We start from the raw sequence: 18,360 nt of genomic DNA on the forward strand, positions 1-18,360 counted from the left end.
TGTTCTCTTACAGCCTCGGCGACCCTGGTGCGCCGGGGCAGCACGTTCCGACGAGGAACCCTACTGCCCCGGCACGTCTCCGCCGCCGAGGTGGCGTCTCGCGACTGCGAGACGCCACCTCGGCGCGGAGTACGACACCCCTGTGGTCAGGAGTGACGCGTCACTCGGCGACGCCGGACTCGACCTCGTCGGCGCTCCAGTACTCGGAGTCGACCAGCTCGGACTCGATGTTGTCCGCGTAGATCGTCGTCACGGGCAGGAGGTACGACGGGACGACCTTCAGGCCGTTGTCGTAGTCCTCCGTGTTGTTGGCCTCGGGCTCCTCGCCGGCGAGCAGGTCCTCGGCGGCGGCGACGGCCTGGTCGGCGAGCAGGCGCGTGTCCTTGAAGATGGTCGAGCCCTGCACGCCGTCGGCGATCAGCTTGACCGACGCGATCTCGGCGTCCTGGCCGGTGATGACCGGCATGGCGTCGTCCTCGTAGCCGGCGCTGCGCAGCGCCTCGATGATGCCGCGCGAGAGCCCGTCGTACGGCGAGAGCACGCCGTCGACCTGCATGTCACCGTCGTAGTGCGCGGTGAGGAGGTCCTCCATGCGGCTCTGCGCGTTCTCCTGCAGCCAGCGCTGCGTCGCGGCCTGGTCGATGTCGGTCTGCTCCGAGGGAACCACGAGCGTGCCGTCGTCGATCAGCGGCTCGAGCACGGACATCGCGCCGTCCCAGAAGAAGTGCGCGTTGTTGTCGTCCAGCGAGCCGGCGAACAGCTCGACGTTGAACGGGCCCTCCGGCGCGTCCTCGGCCGGCTCGCCCGCCTCGTCCACCAGGCCGAGCCCGTTGAGCAGCGCGTTCGCCTGCGCGACGCCCACCTGGAAGTTGTCGAACGACACGTAGAAGTCGACGTCTTCGGAGTCGCGGATCAGGCGGTCGTACGAGATGACCGGGATGCCCTCGGCCGCGGCAGCCTCGAGCTGGCCGGTCAGGGTGGTCCCGTCGATGGCGGCGATGATGAGCGCCTTGGCTCCATCGCTGATCATCCCGTCGATCTGCTGCTGCTGCGTCGGGATGTCGTCGCCCGCGAACTGCAGGTCGACGTCGTACCCGGCCGCCTCGAGCCCTTCTTCCACAGCGTCGCCGTCCGCGATCCACCGCTCGGAGGTCTCGGTCGGCATCGCCACGCCGACGAGGCCACCTTCTTCGGCCGCGTCGTCACCTGCGCCGCCGCCGCTGCCGGCACCTTCGCCACCGCACGCGGCAAGCGTGACGGTCAGCGCACCGGTCGCGACCGCGGCGATCGCCCGGCTGTACCAGAGCTTGTTTGCCATGAGGTCTCCTCTTCGAGAGTTACCGGATCCCTTGCCCGGCACTACCCCGAGATGTTAACGCTCACACCAAGCCGCTCCAAACCTGTCCTGTCACGATCCCGTCACGACTGGCGGGCGCAAAACTATCAATCACCCCGCCACCAGACAAGAACGTCCCTCATCCGGGAACTGAGGACGGTTCAGCAGGGTCTCGCAGACGTTTCGGCCTCCCTTGAATCGATACGAAACCCTGATGAACCGAAGTCAGTAACGGAAGGCGGAGAAGGCCATGCCCGTCGGCGGTAGCCCGGCCCGGTAGCCGCCCGGCCGGCCGGAGGCCCGGCCCCGAGACCTGGCTGCCGCCCCAAGGCCCACCGGGCCCCGGACCCGGCCGCCGGACCGCTTCGCCACATCCGAGCCCTGGAGCAGGCCGCTGCACGAAACCACCGCCCTACCCCGCCCCGCCCAGGTGCACGCTCGGCCAGCCCTCGCCGTCCCAGCTCAGCCCCCGCACCGCCAGCGTCGGCGCGCCACCCTCGTCGCCGTCGTAGAAGTGGAACGCCAGGTAGTACGCCGATGACGGCGAACCCGGCTCGCCCACCACCGACACCGTCTGCCCGCCCGGCCCGATCATCCGCCCCGACGTGCTCGCCACCTCGGTGCCGCCGCCGAGCATCATGTCCGTGCCCTCGGCGTCCAGATACGGCCCGGTCACCTCCCGCGAGCGCCCCACCACGATCCGGTAGGTCGAGTCGACGCCGCTGCAGCACTTGTCCCAGGAGACGAACAGGTAGTACCAGCCGTCGCGCTCCACGACGAAGGGCGCCTCGATGGCGTTGTCGGGCACGCCGACCCGCGATGCCACGCCGACCGGAGCGATGCCGTCGGCCGGCCTCCCGGACGGCCACTCCAGCGGCACCATCTGGATGCCGCCCCAGAAGGAGCCGAAGAACAGCCACGGATTGCCGTCGGCGTCCTCGACGACGCCGGGGTCGATGGCGTTGTAGTGGGTCTCGCCCGGCGTGGACCGGACCACCACCCCCTGGTCCTCCCACCCGTAGTCCGGATCCGCGGGATCCAGCGTCTTCCCGGTGGCCAGGCCGATCGCGGAGTCGTTCGAGCCGAACGTCGACGCCGAGTAGTAGAGGTACCAGGTTCCGTCGTGCCGGTAGAGCTCGGGCGCCCAGTAGTTCTCGACACCGGCGACGCCGGTCTCCGGGTCGCGGACCCACTCCGGGTCGCCGGCCTGGTCCCAGGCGGTCCCGGCGCGGGCCCAGGTGACACCGCCGTCGTCGGACTTGAGGATCCGTGGGGCGCCGAACCCCTCGCGGACGTCGCCCGTGCCGTAGACGAACCACGGTTCGCCGTCGTCCCCGGCCACGACGGCCGGGTCGTGCACGAGCAGGTCGCCGGCGGAGGCCAGGGGCGTGCCCGTCGAGGTGTCCGACGACGGCGAGCTGCCGCGCGTCATCATGTACGCGCCGCCGGCACCGGCCGTGAGGAGTGCTGCGACCAGCCCGATCACCATGCCGCGCCTCACGCCCGGACCAGGCGGAGCATCGACCAGGACACGGGCGGCAGTTCGGCCCGGGCGCGGTCGTCGGCGACCTTGGCGGAGGTGTTGGGCTGCGGCGCGACCGAGGTCGAGTCCTCGGCGGTGGCGTGCCAGGTGTGGTCGGGGTTGGCCAGGGTGACCGCCTCGGCGACGCGGAGCCCGGGGAAGCCGCGCAGGTCGACGTCGAGCCCGATCGCCTCGGTGACCGAGCGGTTCACGGCGAAGATGACGAGGTCGCCGGTCTCGGGGTCGTGCGTGGCGACGGCGTCGAGCACCGGCACCTCGCCGAACTTCGCGGTCTCCTGGACGGGCGACTCGACCGCGAGCCGCAGCACCTCACCCTTGGCCTGGGCGGAGGTGAGGGCGAACGGGTGGAAGGTCGTCTGCTTCCAGGACGGGCCGCCGGGCGCGGTCATGATCGGCGCGATGACGTTCACGAGCTGCGCGAGGGACGCGGCGTGCACGCGGTCGGTGTTGCGCAGCAGCGAGATGAGCAGGCTGCCGACGACGACGGCGTCGGCCACGTTGTACTTGTCCTCCAGCAGCACGGGGGCCACGGGCCAGTCGTCGCCCTGCGGCGGCTGGGACTCGGCGCGCTGCTGGTACCAGACGTTCCACTCGTCGAACGAGATGTGGATCCGCTTGTCGAGCTTGCGGGCCGCCCGGACCTGGTCGGCGGTGGCGGCGACGTCCGCCACGAAGTTGTCCATGTCGACGCTGCTGGCGAGGAATGAGGCGAGGTCGCCGTCCTCCTCGTAGTAGTAGGCGTGGGCGGAGACGTAGTCGACGTGCTCGTAGGTCTCGGTGAGCACGGCGCGCTCCCACTCGCCGAACGTGGGCATCTGCGAGCTGGACGAGCCGCAGGCGACGAGCTCGATGCCCGGGTCGATCATGCGCATGGCGCGGGCGGTCTCGGCGGCGAGGCGCGCGTACTCCTCCGCGGTCTTGTGGCCGATCTGCCACGGCCCGTCCATCTCGTTGCCCAGGCACCACATCTTGATCCGGTACGGGTCCTCGACGCCGTGGGCGCGGCGCTGGTCCGCCCAGAACGAGCCGCCCGGCACGTTGCAGTACTCCAGCAGGTCGAGGGCCTCCTGAATGCCTCGGGTGCCGAGGTTGACGGCCATCATCGGCTCGACGCCGGACCGCTGGGCCCACTTCATGAACTCGTCCACGCCGAAGGTGTTCGGCTCGGTGGAGTGCCAGGCGAGGTCGAGACGCCGCGGGCGCTCGTCGACCGGCCCGACGGCGTCCTCCCAGCGGTAGCCGGAGACGAAGTTGCCGCCCGGGTAGCGCACGGTGGAGACGCCGAGTTCGCGGGTCAGTTCCAGGACGTCGCCGCGGAAGCCGTCGGCGTCGGCGGTCTCGTGCTCCGGCTCGTAGATGCCGGTGTACACGCACCGGCCGAGGTGCTCGACGAAGGTGCCGAACGTGCGGCGGCGTACGGGACCGACGACGAATGCCGGGTCCACGGTGACAGTGGCGGCGTGCATTGCTGCTCCTCACGGAAGTGGCTCGCGCGTCCAACAACAGCCGCGCGGACTTGTACATCGTTGTAGACACGGAAATGGTGCACACTCGACCGGCGATCGGTCAAGCGGCGTCCGAGTCGGGCCGCCTGGCGCGCGGTGCGACCGGCCTGCTGTCGCGCGGTCGGCCTGTTGTCGCGCGGTCGGTCGGATGTCGGATGATCGGTCGCCCGGGGGGCCGATCATCCGACATCCGACCGATCACGCGACGGCGGACCGACCGCGCCCGGCAGGCCCATCCACCCCGCGGCGCTTCATCGTTGTCACCCCGTGATCACCGCCACTTGACCATCCGGCACCCTTCGTGCCACCGTTTCACCGTCGATATCTCTTCATCGATGTAAAGTGCGTCGAGGCGGACGCCGGGGCACGCCCCACCATCACGCCTCGGCGTCGCACCAGGCAGACCTGAGAGGAAACCGTGATGAGGAAGTCACGACTGGCCAGCGGCATGGTCGCCACGCTGATCCTGGCCGGCACCGCCGCGTGCAGCGCCGGATCCAGCACCGACGACGACGGCAAGCTCACCTTCATGTTCCGCGGAGGCGAGGACGAGAAGGCCGCCTACCAGGAGGCGATCGACCGGTTCAGCGCGGACACCGGTGTCGAGGTCGAGGTCATCGTGACCGACGCCGACCAGTACGCCACCAAGCTCCAGGCGGCGATCTCCGGCAACAACGTGCCCGACGTCTTCTACATCGAGCAGGCGAGCCTGCAGTCGTACGTGACGTCCGGGATCCTCCTCGACATCACGGACCTCGTCGCCGAGTCCGACGTCGACCTGGAGAACATCTGGGAGTACGGCGTCGACTCCTACCGGTACGACGGCAAGCTCCAGGGCACGCCCGACGGGGCGCTCTACGGCCTGCCGAAGGACGTCGGCCCGTTCGCCATGGGCTACAACAAGACCATGCTCGAGGAGGAGGGCATCGACCTGCCGAGCCCCGACGAGCCCTACACGTGGGACGAGTGGCTCGACGTCCTCAAGGACGTCACCACGGACAAGGACGGCGACGGCGAGCTCGACCAGTGGGGCACCGGCCTCAACGTGCAGTGGAACATGCAGGGTTTCGCGTGGTCCAACGGCGCCGACTGGACGAACGCGGACAGGACCCAGGTCACGGTCGACACCCCGGAGATGGCGGAGTCGCTCCAGTTCATCGCCGACCTGACCACCGAGAACGAGGTCACGCCGTCGACCGAGCAGCAGGCCACGCTCGACACGTACCAGCGCTGGATGGAGGGCGAGATCGCCTTCTTCCCGGTCGGTCCCTGGGACGTCAGCACGTACAACGAGCTCGACTTCGAGTACGACCTGATCCCGTTCCCCGTCGGCTCCACCGGTGAGCCCGCCACGTGGATCGGCTCGCTCGGCATCGGCGTCTCCGCCACGACGGCCATGCCCGGGGAGGCCACCGAGCTGGTCACCTACCTGTCCGCGGACGAGACCGCGCAGGAGACGCTCGTCGAGGCCGGCATCCAGGTCCCGAACCTCAAGGACATGGCCGCGGAGTGGGCCACCGAGGAGGACACGTCCCCGGCCAACCGCCAGGAGTTCCTGGACATCGTCGAGGACTACGGTCGCCCGATGCCCGCCGCGTTCACCTACGGCGCCGCGTGGTACGACGAGATGTGGACCAACATCCAGCCCGTCCTCGACGGCCAGCAGACCGCGGCGGACTACCTCGCCGAGGTGCAGCCGCGGATGCAGCAGCTGCTCGACGACTCCAACGCGCAGGCCGAGCAGGCCGCAGCGGCGAACGAGTGATGACTCGTACGTCGCGGCTGCACAAGGCCGAGCACCGGTGGGCGCTGGCGTTCATCGCCGCGCCGGTGCTCGGCTACGTGCTCTTCACCGCCTACCCCGTCGGCTTCGCCCTCTACACGTCGATGACGCAATGGAACGGTCTGGGCGCGATGCGCTTCGTCGGGCTGGACAACTACGTCCGCCTGTTCGGGGACCAGTACTTCTGGCAGTCGATCGGCAACACCGTCTTCTACATGCTCGGCATCCCGATCGGCCTGGCGCTGTCCCTCACGCTCGCCATCGGCATGAACCGGGCCATCCCCCTGCGCTCCATGCTGCGCACCGTCTACTACGTGCCGGTGATCTCCTCGCTCGCGGCGATCGCGATCCTCTGGCAGTGGGCCTACAACGGCGACTTCGGCCTGGTGAACCAGTTCCTCGCCTGGTTCGGCATCGACGGCCCCAACTGGCTCGCCAGCACGGCCTGGGCCAAGCCCGCGATCGTCATCATGCTGATCTGGAAGGGCCTCGGGTACTCGATGATCCTGTACCTGGCCGCGATCCAGTCCGTGCCACGGTCCCTCTACGAGGCGGCCGAGCTCGACGGCGCGAACGGCTGGCAGAAGTTCCGGACCATCACCCTCCCGATGGTCCGCCCGGTGACGTTCTTCCTGGTGGTCACCCAGGTGATCGCCGGGTCGCAGATCTTCACCGAGATCAGCATCATGACGCCCACCGGCGGCCCGGAGTACAGCACGGCGTCGTCCGTGTTCCACATCTGGCGCCAGGCGTTCCGCTACCAGGACATGGGATACGGCACCGCGATGGCGATCATGCTGGGCATCCTCATCCTGATCATCACGCTCGTGCAGTTCCGCCTGAACCAGCGGAACAGCTTCGTGCTCGACTGAGAACCCTGGAGAAACCATGACTGAGAAATCGGCCACCTCCACGGCGTCGTCGGGCACCACCGGCGCTTCCGGCGTGGCTTCGAGTGGCACCGGCACGACGTCGGGCAGCAGCGGCGCGACACCTCCCGCGGCCGGCACACCGGGCGGTACCCCACCACCGGCACCGCTCGGCGGCCCGTCGTCGGGACCGGCCCCGGTGGCGCGCCGGCTCGGCCGCAAGGCCCAGGGCCGCATCGCGGACTGGATCACCTTCGTCGTCCTCGCGATCGGCGGGGTCGCGATGGTCGCGCCGCTGGTGTGGATGTTCTCCACATCGCTGAAGAGCAAGCCCGAGGTCTTCGCGCTGCCGCCCGTCTGGATCCCCGAGGTCCCGCAGTGGGACACCTACGTGCGGATGTGGGAGAACTCCTACGTCCTCACGGGTTTCCAGAACAGCCTCATCGTGGCCACGTCGGTCACGGTGCTCGGCACGATCACGTGCTCGCTGGCGGCGTTCGCGCTGGCCAAGATGCGCCTGCCCGGCCGGAACGCGATCTTCGTCGGCCTGCTGACCGGCATCATGATCCCGTTCCCGACGCTGATGATCCCGCAGTTCGTGATGTTCTCGCGGATCGGCTGGGTCGACACGCTGCTGCCGCTGATCGTGCCCGCGATCTTCGGCAACGTCATCGTGATCTTCTTCCTGAAGCAGTACCTCGAGAACGTGCCGAACTCGATCATCGAGGCCGCGAAGATCGACGGCGCCAGCTACTGGCAGATCTTCTGGAGGCTGATCTTCCCGATCATCCGCCCGGCGGTGTCGGCCCAGTTCATCCTCTGGTTCATGATGGTCTGGAACGACTACCTCGCCCCGATCCTGTACCTCAACACCCCCGAGCGGCAGACGCTGCAGGTGGTGATCGCGAACATGAACGTCCAGTACGCGACGCAGCGCGACTACCCGCTCATCATGGCGGCGTCGTTCGTGGCGCTGCTGCCGATCCTGGCCGTGTTCCTGGTCTTCCAGCGGCAGATCATCGAATCGGTCGCCCTGACGGGCACGAAGGGCTGACATGCCCGCGCACGACGGCGGTCGCGGCCGGGTCCCGGAGGGCCCGGCCGAATCCGCCGGGCCCGAGGCGACCGGCCCGGCGGGCGGCGACCACGCCATTTTGCCCGGTGGGAACGCAACCACCGGGCAAGATGGCGTGGTCGCGCAAAATGGCGTGGTCGCGCACGCACCGATCGACGGCTCGGACTGGCGGGCCGACGACGTGCCCGGGTGGGCCGGGAGTGTCATGGCCGTGCTGCGGGTTCTCACGCGGCTGGTCGAGGTCAATCTGCTGGTGCTGGCCGGGGCTCTGGCGGGCGGCATCCTGCTCGGGCTCGGGCCGGCACTCAAGGCCGGGTCGGCCGTGCTGCACACCCCCGACCTGGCGATGGAGCCGTGGCGCGGGTTCTGGCGCGAGTGGCGCACCGGCTGGCGCCGGTCGAACCTCCTGTTCGCGCCCTTCTGGCCGGTGGGCGCGCTGCTGTGGGCCGACGCGGCCGCCGTCGGACAGGCTTCCGGCCCGGTCCACGCGGTCATGCTGGCCGGCCTCACGCTCGCGTCCGCCTGGACCGCCGCCGTCCTCGCGTGGTGGCCGCGCATCGTGCTCAGGTACGACGACGCGGCTCCCGCCGTCTGGCGCTACCTGCTCCTGACCCCGCTGATGGCGCCGGGCGTCACACTGGCGACCCTGATCACCCTGGCCGCGACGGCGGCCGCGATCCTGGGCGTCCCGCTGGTGGCACTCGTCGCGGGCATGTCGTTCCCCCTCTGGGCCACGGGCAAGCTGGTCGACGGCAAACTGGAGAAGACTCCCGCATCCTGACACCTCGAACCTCAGGACAGCCTGGCCGGTCACACCTCCCACAGCGAAGCGATCGGTAGGCCGTTCACGGTAGGTGGCCGAAAGCCACGGACCGCCGCTGAGCTGGCCGGACATGCACCGAGGGCCGCCTTGCGATGAGTCCGCTGCCCGATGCGCGTCGTGAATCCGTAGCGTAGCGAAGCGTGAATCTGTAGCGTAGCAGGGTATGAATCTGTAGCTTAGTAGAGAGTGAATCTGTAGGGTAGCGTCATGGCCTACATTCGGCGAGCAGTCGACAACGAACTCTCGGAGATCCTCCAGGGGCTACCGGCGGTCGCCGTCGAGGGACCAAAGGGCGTTGGCAAGACTGCAACCGCAAGCCAGTACGCAAAGTCTGTGATCGCACTTGACGATCCTGACCAAGCCGATCTTCTCGCTCTCGACCCAGGGCGTCTCTCTCGAATGCCTTCGCCGACCTTGATCGACGAGTGGCAGATCTTCCCCCGATCGTGGGATCTCGTTCGGCGCGCCGTTGACTCCGGCGCTGCGCCGGGCTCGTTCATCCTCACCGGGTCAGCCAGTCCGCGCGAACGCACCCACTCAGGCGCCGGCAGGATCGTGCGCGTGCGGATGCGCCCGATGGGGTTCGACGAACGCGAACTCGCCAGACCTACGGTGTCGTTCGCACAGCTCATCGGCGACGAACCGGCCGAGATGGGCGGTGAATCATCCATCACCCTCGCCGACTACGCCGATGAGATCGTCCGTTCCGGGTTCCCCGGGATCCGGGGCATCGACGGCCGGAACCTCACCAGAGCGCTCGACGGCTACCTGGCACGCATTGTCGACCACGACTTCGAGGAACTCGGCCACGAGGTCCGGCGCCCCGAAGCGCTACGGGCGTGGCTCACCGCGTTCGCCGCCGCAACGGGATCGACCGCCTCGTACGAGTCGATACTGGATGCGGCAGCCCCGGGACTCGCCGACAAACCGTCCCGTTCCGCGTCGCTGGCCTACCGCGACACGCTGAGTCGGCTCTGGATCCTCGATCAGATCCCTGCCTGGGTCGGGTCGCGGAGCCGGATGACGCCCCTTGCCGCATCCCCCAAGCACTACCTCGCCGACCCCGGGCTCGCGGCACGCCTACTCGGCGTCAGTTCCGCCGCTCTCATCGATGAAGCACAACCCGGCACCATGCGGTCCCGGGACGGGATACTTCTCGGCGCGCTGTTCGAGCACCTCGTAGCCCTGACGGTGCGGGTTCACGCCGAGACACATGGGTGCCGCGTGCTACACCTACGAACGAAGAACGGGGCGAACGAGGTAGATCTGATCGTCGAACGAGACGACGGCAGGGTGCTCGCCATCGAGGTGAAGCTGGCGCCAGTACCTCGCGAGAAGGATGTGCGCCACCTCAGATGGCTCAAGGAGAAGCTGGGCAGCGATCTCGTGGATGCCGTCGTCGTCACGACAGGCCAACTTGCCTATCGCCGGGAGGACGACGGAATCGCCGTCGTTCCACTCGCACTCCTCGGCCCATGAACGCGCCGGCATCGTCGAGCAGCCGGGCGGCCCACGGCCTCCACCCGCCGGCAACGCCGCAGCGGCAGGCCGGTCACCTGGCTCAACCGGACGGATGCCCTCGCGGCCAGGCCTCGACGAAACGCTCCAGGAGGGTGGCGAGGGCCCGCGCCTCCGCGTCGGTGAAGCCGGCGAGAGCCTCCGTGACACTCTGCCGGCGGGCGGCGTGCACGCGGTCCACCAGATCCCGACCCGTGGCGGTCAGGCGGATGCAGGCATAGCGGGAGTCATCCGGGGCGGTCTCCCGCTCGATCAACCCCTCGGCCAGCAGTTCGCCGGTCAGGCGGCTGGCGCGAGGCCGGTCCACGTCGATCGCGTCGGCGATCTGGGAGATGGCCAGCCCCTCCCCCGCACCGTCGAGGGCATCGAGGTAGCGGAAGCGGGCCGCGCTCGCCGCGGACGCCACGGCCGGGTCGCCCTCGGCGGTACGGCGCTGGAGCCGACGGGCCTGCTGACCGCGCCGGATGCCGGCCAGGGCTCGCTCGATCACCTGGTCGGGTTCGCGGTCGGCACCTGTCATGCCTGCCACCTTACAACAGTTGCTACTTGACAACTGTCGGCACGCCAGTACTTTAGTTGCATGATGACAACCACTTCGCCACGCGTCGGCGAGGGACTTTGGAGACGAGTCCTCCTGGGCGCGGGCGCGATCGCCCTGTACTCGATCGCCGCGGCCGCCTTGGCCACCCTCGCACCCGGGGCTGCGTGGCCCGCGGTCGGAGACAGCCAGTACTCCTCGCAACAGGCCACGATCGTCCCGGCGATGAACGTGTTCGCCCTTGCCACGCTCCTGCTCGCCGTCGTCACGCCCATGACCACGCGCGCAGTTCAGGCCGTCGGCGGCCTCGTCGCCGCGATCCTTGCAGCCGTGACGGGGCCGCTGCTCGCTGTCGTCGAGACGCGCGCCGACATCTCGCTCCTCACCCCGGCCGCCATCGCCCTCGCTCTCACCGGGACCGCGATCAGCCTGGCCCGGACCTGGGCGACCGAGCGCTGGGCACCATCGACTCGCGAGCCGGCGACACCGCACTGAGCAGCAGGTGGGGTGGACGCCACCCGGCGGTCAGGCCGGCGCGGCCGCCACCTCCAACTCGACGGGTTCGACGCCGCCCCGCTGGACCGCCACCGGCTTCTCCTCGCCGCCCGCCGGGACGTCGCCCGTGGACTCGCGGCCGATGATGCGGGAGTCGGGGACCACGCGGCGGAACGGTCCCGTCTCGGCCCCGGTGATCCGCGCGACCAGAAGTTCCACGGCGGTCTGCGCGATCTGTTCGCGGCCCGGGTCCACGGAGGAGAGCGTGGGGACGGAGTAGCGCGCGTCGTCGATGTCGTCGAACCCGACCACGGCGACGTCGCCGGGTACGTCCATCCGCCGGGTGTGCAGCGCGTGCAGTGCGCCGAGCGCCAGCGCGTCGTTGAGCGCGAAGACGCCGTCCACCCGGACGCCGTCGTCGAGCAGCCTGCCCATGGCCTCGGCGCCGGTGGAGCGGTGCCAGAGCCCCGCCTCGGCGACCAGCGCCGGGTCGTAGGGAAGGCCCGCCTCCTCCAGCCCCTGCCGGTAGCCCGTCGTGCGCAGCGCGGCGGATCCCACCTGCTCGCCCTCGTGCCCGCCGACGACGGCGATCCGCTTCCGCCCGAGCGACGCCAGGTGCAGGGTGGCGGCCTTGGCGGCGGCCACGTTGTTCATCGTCACGTGGTCGGCGGGAGCCCCGAAGACCCGCTCGCCGAGCACGACGAGGGGGAAGTCGACGTCGAACAGCGCGAGATCCTCGGGGCCGAGCTCGAGCGGCGAGAAGATCAGGCCGTCGGTCATGTTCCTGCGCTTGCCGGTGAGGACGTCCAGCTCACGCTCCCGACCGTGGCTGGTCTGCTCGATCAGGACGGTGAGCCCCCGCACGTCGGCGGCCCGGATCACGGAGTCGGCGAGCTCGGCGAAGTACGGCAGCGACAGCTCGGGAACCGCGAGCGTGATCATGTCGGTGCGCCGCGTGCGCAGGCTGCGCGCGGTCTCGTTGATGCGGTAGCCGAGGTGGTCGATGGCCTCCTCGACACGCTCGCGCGTGGCGGGACGGATGTGCGGGTAGCCGTTGACGACGTTCGACACCGTCTTGATCGAGACGCCGGCTCGAGCCGCAACGTCCTGCATGGTCACAGCCACAGATTGCTCCTCCCCGCGCCGACTCTCGCGCCCGTGTGCCCCACAGCGTAGGCCACGTCGTCCGGCCCCTGGGCGAGCCCGACGAGCAGCACGCTCATCGGCTAACGTACAACGTTGCAAAGCGAAGCGCGAAGGAGCCCGCATGTCTGACCTCGCACTGGACGCCGTCGTCGACCTCGACGTCCCCGGCCCGACGATCAACCGCCATCTCTACGGCCAGTTCGCCGAACACCTCGGCCGTTGCATCTACGAAGGGTTCTGGGTCGGTGAGGACTCGCCCATCCCGCACGAGGGCGGCATCCGCCGCGATGTCGTCGAGGCGTTGCGGGAACTGAGGATCCCGAACCTGCGCTGGCCGGGAGGCTGCTTCGCGGACTCGTACCACTGGCGCGACGGCGTCGGACCGCGCGAGGACCGGCCGCGCATCGCGAACGTGCACTGGGGCGACGTCGTCGAGGACAACGCCTTCGGCACGCACGAGTTCCTCGCCCTGTGCGAGTTGCTCGACACGGAACCGTACGTCTCGGCGAACGTCGGCTCGGGCACCGTGCAGGAGACCGCCGACTGGGTCGAGTACCTCACCCGCGGCGACGACGCCCCCATGGCCCGCCTGCGCCGCGAGCACGGGCGCGACGAGCCGTGGCGAGTCACGTTCTTCGGTCTCGGCAACGAGGCCTGGGGCTGCGGCGGCAACCTGCGCGCCGACCAGTACGCCTCGCTCGCGCGGCTCCACGCGACGTACGCGCGTGACACGTCCGGGAACAAGCTCCAGCGCGTGGCCGCCGGGGCGAGCGACGACGACTACGCCTGGACCGAGACGCTGATGAAGCAGGTCAGCAAGGGCCTCGGCGACGAGGACCCGGCGCCGCTGTTCCAGGCGGTGTCCTTCCACTACTACACGGTCCCCGGCCAGTGGGGGGCCAAGGGCTCCGCGACCGACTTCTCCCAGGACGACTACTGGACCACGATGCGCAAGGCCCACCGCGTGCGCGACCTGATCCGCGGGCACTCCGCCGTGATGGACGCCTACGACCCCCACGCCAAGGTGGCGCTCGCCCTCGACGAGTGGGGCACCTGGTTCGACGTCGAGCCCGGCACGGAGCCCGGCTTCCTGTACCAGCAGAACACCATGCGTGACGCGCTGGTCGCGGCCGTGCACTTCGACGCCTTCCACGACAACGCCCGGCGCCTGCGCCTCGCGAACGTGGCGCAGGTGGTCAACGTGCTCCAGGCGATGGTCCTCACGGACGGGTCGCGGATGCTGCGCACGCCCACGTTCCACGCGTTCGCGATGTCGGCGGGGCACCAGGACGCCTCGGCGCTGGCGGTGCACGACGTCGCGACGCGGGGCACACGCGACGTCGACGGGAACGCCCTGCCGACGGTGTCGACGTCGGCCTCGGTCAAGGACGGCTCGGTGCTGGTCTCGCTGACCAACCTCGACCCGAGCGCGCCGGCCCGCGTGCGCCTCGCGCTGCGCGGCGGTTCGGTCGCGCTGGAGGATGCGACGGTGCTCGCGGCCCCGGAGGGTGCGGGGGCCGACGACGCCGTCCGGGTGCACAACACGTTCGACGCGCCGGACGCGGTGGTCCCGAGGGATCTCGCCACGGTCTCCGTCACCACGACGGACGCCCAGAACACGCTGGACGCCACCCTCCCGGCGGCGTCCTTTGCCACGATCCGCCTGACCCTGTCCTGACCGTAAGGATCGCTGTCGCAGCCTGATCGTGCCGGGCTGTGGTCCGGCAGCCGCGCGTGTGACCCATGTTCTGACTGACTTGGCGCCCTTCTGGCGACTTGTCCACGCGCGGCTGGCGGCCCCGGCCGGGTCGGAACCTGCCGTCGAACCGCAGGCCGAACCCGGAACCAGCCGCCGAACCGCAGGCCGAACCCGAAACCAGCCGCCGAACCGCAGGCCGAATCGTGCCAACACCGGATTCGAACGATTCATCCTGCGACTCGGCGAGCCAAGACGGGCTCAGACTGCGGTTCGGCGACGCCCGGCCGCCCGAGACTGCGGTTCGCCGCCCCGCCGACCGCCCCCGGCCGGCCGAGACTGCGGTTCGGCGAGTCTCGGCCGGGACCGGGGTTCGACTCGACGAGTCAGCCTTCCGTGAGGCGGAGGAACGTGATCGAGTACGGCGGGAAGTCGTACGTGAACTCGTTCGCCGCCCCGCTCCAGTCACTCTCCTCCGGAACCACGCGCTCCGGCCTCGTCTTCGTGTTGATCGCCGCCGGGTCGCCGGTCATCTCGACGACCTCGGCCTCTCCGGCGACCTCGAACCCGGCCACGGACACGTCGGTGCGTGCCACGTTCCCGAACGGGTTGACGACCTTGACCAGCAGGTCACCGGTCTCCCCGTCGGTGGTGACCACCTGGTACAGCGACTGCGTCACCGGCTCCGTGTACGTCATCTGGAGCTCGCCGTCCAGGTACATCTCGATGGTCCGGCCGTTCACGACGACCTTGATGTCGTAGTCCTGACCGGTCACCAGCGAGTGCCCCTCGACCGCCGCGACCTCGCCCTGGCGGCCGCCGTCGGCCCGTTCTAGCGCCTGGCGCGAGTTGCCCCAGCCGCCGAGGTTCCACCAGTAGAACCGGTCGGGCGCCCCGGCCGCGAAGCCGACGAGGAAGCCCTCGCCGCCGCCGAGCTTCCGGGCGTCCAGCTCCAGCGTGTAGTTGGTCCAGTCCTGCCCGTAGGCGTCGGGGATGATCGAGCGGGCGTCCTCGGCCCCGCCGTCGGACTGCACGTACTCACCGTCGACGACGTCCCAGGCGCCGCCCTGGGCGTCCCAGGTCGGCTCGCCGGAGAAGTCGTCCGAGAACAGCACCTCGCCGGTCTCGTTGTCGGTCACCACGACGTCGTCGTACGCGGCCTGCGTGAGCCACGTGGACAGGAAGACTCCGCCCGCCAGGGGTGGCGGCGTCGACTCGGGGCCGGTGTGCTCCGACGGGACCACCTCGTCGCCGGTGTTCGTCATGAACATCTGCTGCGTGTAGTACGACGTGGAGCCCCAGGACTCGTCGTTGTCGAACCACATCATGTCCGGGGACCACTGCACGTAGTCCTCGTTGGCGAACATCGGCGCGTACGAGGCCAGCTCCACGAGGTCGGCGTTGCGCTCGATCCCCGTCATGTACGCCGCCTCGGACAGCGCGTTGCGCCACTGGTTGCCGCGCGAGGCGTACTCGCCGAGGAACACGTGCGGGCCGCCCCGGTCGTAGGAGTCGTACCGGTCGTCGTTCGCCAGGAACCAGGCCGGGTCGTTGTAATAGTGCTCGTCGACCATGTCGACGCCCTGCTCGAGGTTGAACTGCCAGAGTTCGTCGAAGCGGGCGCCGGCGTCGTCGGGCCCCGAGTTCGAGATGACCGTGACGTCCGGGTAGCGCTCCTCGATCGCGTCGCGGAAGCGCGGGAAGTTCGCCTCGAACGTGTGGGTGTTCTCCTCGTTGCCCAGGCCGATGTACTCCAGCCCGAACGGCTCCGGGTGCCCGAGCCCGGCACGCACGGCGCCCCACTCGGTGTCGTCGGCGTCGCCGTTGGCGAACTCGATGAGGTCCACCGTGTCCTGGACCCAGCGGTCGATGCGCTCGTCGTCGGTCATCTCGGGGATCTGCGATCCGCAGCCGTTGGCGCCCACGGACAGCACGGGCAGCGGCGTCGCGCCGAGGTCCTCGGCGAACTCGAAGTACTCGAGGTAGCCCAGGCCGTAGGACTGGTTGTAGCCCCAGAAGTTCCAGTTGGTCGGCCGCTCCTCGACCGGCCCGATCGTCTCCTTCCACTGGTAGGTACGACGGCGGTCCTCGCCGTCGGACTCGAGGTACGTGTCGAACGTGCCCACGTTGGTGACGCACCCGCCGGGGAAACGCAGGAACGACGGTTCGAGGTCCGCGACCATCTGCGCGAGGTCCTCGCGCAGCACGGACCGGCCGTTCACCGGGCCCCTCCAGGTGTCGTGCGGGAACAGCGAGACCATGTCGAGGCGCAGCGTCCCCGCGGCGTCGCCGGTCACGACCAGGCGCGCGTCGTCGACCGTCGCGTTCGCGCGGAGCTTGGTCCTGACCTCGCGCCACGTGTCCCGCGCGTTCACCCTGATGGTCTTCTCGGCGTACGTCGTCGTACCGTCGGCCGACTCCAGGCGCACCGTCAGCCGCTGACGCACGTCGGACCGCACGAACATCGAGAAGTCGTACTTCTCTCGCCGCTCGATCGCGAACCCGGAGTTGTACCCCTCGTTGCGCACGCCCACGCCGGGGCCGTCGGCCTCGATCTGCAGGTAGGCCCGGTTGGAGTCGTTGAGCCACTCGTCCCGCTCGGAGGCGACCTCGACCGTGCCGCCGGCGCCCTCGACCACGTCCCAGGCCGTCATGCCGGTGAAGTTCGCGTTGTCCGTCGGCGCGAACTCGAACGAGCGGTTCCGGACCAGTTCGGCGTACAGACCACCGTCGGCCGCGTAGTTGATGTCCTCGTAGAACACGCCGTACAGGTCGTCGCTCATCGCGGTGCGCGCGGCGTCGGCGTCGATGGTGAGTTCGTGCTCGGTCACCGAGGGCGCCGCCGGCGGGTAGGCCGCAAGCAGGCCGTCGCGCTCCTCGGCGGTGATCGGGATGACGCTGCCGTGCCGCGGGCTCGCAGGCAGCTCGGCGTCCAGGTTCGCGGTCCACTCGCCGCTGCTCAGGTCGTCCGTCTCGAAGAGCATGTAGCCCTCGCCACCGTGGTACGACGGCTGGTCCTGGAGCAGGAACCAGCGCTCGTCCGTGAGCGAGGGGAACATCGTGGGGCCCTCACCACCGGTGAACTCGCCGCCCCAGGGGTTGGGCTCGCCGAACCCGATGCGCTCGGCGGTCAGGTCCCAGCCGTCGCCGTCGGACACGCCCTGGGTGAGCCGCAGGTCCGTCGACGACTCCTGCCGCATCCCCATGTACGACTCGTCCTTGGTGAGCCGGTGGTAGACGCCGTCCTCCTCCGCGATCGTCGAGTCGATCATGCCGCGGCCGTCGCCGCGCTTCTCGTCGATCCACACCTGCGGCTCGGAGAAGGTCACGAAGTCCGTGGTGGTCGCGTACAGCATGCGCTGGTAGCTGGTGGCGATGTCCCGGTCCTCGGGGGCCACGTCGTCCGGGTAGAGCGCGGAGGCCCAGTACACGACGTACTCGCCGGTGTCCGCGTCGTAGAACGCCTCGGGTGCCCAGAGGTTGCCCGCGTTCTCGGGTGCGAGCACCACCTCGCGCTGCTCCGACCAGTTCACCAGGTCCGGCGACTCCCAGATCATGATCGACCGGCTGCCGGTCTCCTGGGCGTCACCGAAGTTCCCGCCACCGAAGATCTGCAGGTCCGTGGCGAGCACCACGAACCCGGAGCCGTCAGTCTTGCGCATCACGAACGGGTCGCGCAGGCCCTCGGTGCCGAGATCGCTGGTCAGGACGGGTGCGTCGTCGTTCAGGGTGGTCCAGTCCAGCGGGTCCGGACCGTCGCTCACCGCGAAGGAGACGGTCTCGCCGTCGGCGGTGGACTCCCCGGTGAAGTACGGGAAGAAGTAGCCGGCGTAGTCGCCGTCAGCGGCGGCGGCCGGCGTCGGCCCCGCGTCGTCGTCCGAGGCCGCGACGGCCACGGCCGCGGTCGGGGCGAGCAGCCCCAGCGTGAGGGCGCCGGCGAGCCACACTCGCCGCGATCGCCCTGGTGGATAATTGTACATCGATGTACTCCTTCTCTCGAGGACGCCCAGCGAAATTCGCCGGGCTGGGGTTT

Annotated in this window: 13 protein-coding genes; 7 read left to right on the forward strand and 6 right to left on the reverse strand. The window is 69.5% G+C overall.

Annotation, left to right across the window (positions count from 1 at the left end; genetic code table 11):
* Positions 1 to 160: 160 nt before the first annotated feature.
* The 3 genes from chvE to arfA all read right to left on the reverse strand — a co-directional run bounded on the left by chvE (position 161) and on the right by arfA (position 4,345).
* Complete coding sequence (gene chvE, locus ACYVK5_RS11995; RefSeq protein ID WP_460705173.1) at positions 161 to 1,318, reverse strand: multiple monosaccharide ABC transporter substrate-binding protein; 1,158 nt, start codon at positions 1,316 to 1,318, stop codon at positions 161 to 163.
* Positions 1,319 to 1,748: 430 nt separating this feature from the next.
* Positions 1,749 to 2,825: an arabinan endo-1,5-alpha-L-arabinosidase gene (locus tag ACYVK5_RS12000; protein ID WP_460705175.1), complete on the reverse strand. Its 1,077-nt coding sequence runs from the start codon at positions 2,823 to 2,825 to the stop codon at positions 1,749 to 1,751.
* Positions 2,826 to 2,833: 8 nt separating this feature from the next.
* A complete protein-coding gene (arfA, locus tag ACYVK5_RS12005) occupies positions 2,834 to 4,345 on the reverse strand; it encodes an arabinosylfuranosidase ArfA (RefSeq protein WP_460705177.1) in 1,512 nt (503 codons plus the stop codon).
* Between the two features lie 460 nt (positions 4,346 to 4,805).
* Between arfA and ACYVK5_RS12010 the strand changes: the two genes are divergently transcribed.
* From ACYVK5_RS12010 to ACYVK5_RS12030, 5 genes are all read left to right on the forward strand, one after another.
* Positions 4,806 to 6,149, forward strand: coding sequence for an ABC transporter substrate-binding protein (locus tag ACYVK5_RS12010; RefSeq protein WP_460705179.1), 1,344 nt, complete (start codon positions 4,806 to 4,808; stop codon positions 6,147 to 6,149).
* Positions 6,149 to 7,039: a carbohydrate ABC transporter permease gene (locus ACYVK5_RS12015; protein WP_460705180.1), complete on the forward strand. Its 891-nt coding sequence runs from the start codon at positions 6,149 to 6,151 to the stop codon at positions 7,037 to 7,039. Before ACYVK5_RS12010 ends, ACYVK5_RS12015 begins: the two co-directional genes overlap by 1 nt.
* A 16-nt stretch (positions 7,040 to 7,055) precedes the next feature.
* Positions 7,056 to 8,090, forward strand: coding sequence for a carbohydrate ABC transporter permease (locus ACYVK5_RS12020; protein WP_460705182.1), 1,035 nt, complete (start codon positions 7,056 to 7,058; stop codon positions 8,088 to 8,090).
* A gap of 1 nt (position 8,091) precedes the next feature.
* On the forward strand, positions 8,092 to 8,892 hold the full coding sequence (locus ACYVK5_RS12025) for a DUF624 domain-containing protein (RefSeq protein WP_460705184.1): 801 nt from the start codon (positions 8,092 to 8,094) through the stop codon (positions 8,890 to 8,892).
* Between the two features lie 249 nt (positions 8,893 to 9,141).
* Positions 9,142 to 10,413, forward strand: a complete 1,272-nt coding sequence (locus tag ACYVK5_RS12030) for an ATP-binding protein (protein ID WP_460705186.1) — start codon at positions 9,142 to 9,144, stop codon at positions 10,411 to 10,413.
* Between the two features lie 82 nt (positions 10,414 to 10,495).
* Here ACYVK5_RS12030 and ACYVK5_RS12035 read toward each other — a convergent pair whose 3' ends face one another.
* The gene (locus tag ACYVK5_RS12035; RefSeq protein WP_460705188.1) at positions 10,496 to 10,972 is read right to left on the reverse strand and encodes a MarR family winged helix-turn-helix transcriptional regulator; all 477 of its coding nucleotides are present in this window, start codon (positions 10,970 to 10,972) and stop codon (positions 10,496 to 10,498) included.
* A gap of 60 nt (positions 10,973 to 11,032) precedes the next feature.
* Between ACYVK5_RS12035 and ACYVK5_RS12040 the strand changes: the two genes are divergently transcribed.
* Entirely contained in the window at positions 11,033 to 11,485 is a 453-nt protein-coding gene (locus ACYVK5_RS12040) for a hypothetical protein (protein ID WP_460705190.1), read from the forward strand.
* Between the two features lie 30 nt (positions 11,486 to 11,515).
* On the opposite strand, the gene ACYVK5_RS12045 is transcribed toward ACYVK5_RS12040, so the two are convergent.
* Complete coding sequence (locus tag ACYVK5_RS12045; protein ID WP_460705192.1) at positions 11,516 to 12,610, reverse strand: LacI family DNA-binding transcriptional regulator; 1,095 nt, start codon at positions 12,608 to 12,610, stop codon at positions 11,516 to 11,518.
* 142 nt (positions 12,611 to 12,752) lie between these two features.
* Here ACYVK5_RS12045 and ACYVK5_RS12050 point away from each other — a divergent pair, with 142 nt between their 5' ends.
* Complete coding sequence (locus ACYVK5_RS12050; protein WP_460705194.1) at positions 12,753 to 14,309, forward strand: alpha-N-arabinofuranosidase; 1,557 nt, start codon at positions 12,753 to 12,755, stop codon at positions 14,307 to 14,309.
* Between the two features lie 404 nt (positions 14,310 to 14,713).
* On the opposite strand, the gene ACYVK5_RS12055 is transcribed toward ACYVK5_RS12050, so the two are convergent.
* The gene (locus ACYVK5_RS12055; RefSeq protein ID WP_460705196.1) at positions 14,714 to 18,307 is read right to left on the reverse strand and encodes an alpha-L-arabinofuranosidase C-terminal domain-containing protein; all 3,594 of its coding nucleotides are present in this window, start codon (positions 18,305 to 18,307) and stop codon (positions 14,714 to 14,716) included.
* Positions 18,308 to 18,360: the final 53 nt, after the last annotated feature.

This window comes from Myceligenerans halotolerans (assembly GCF_054782975.1).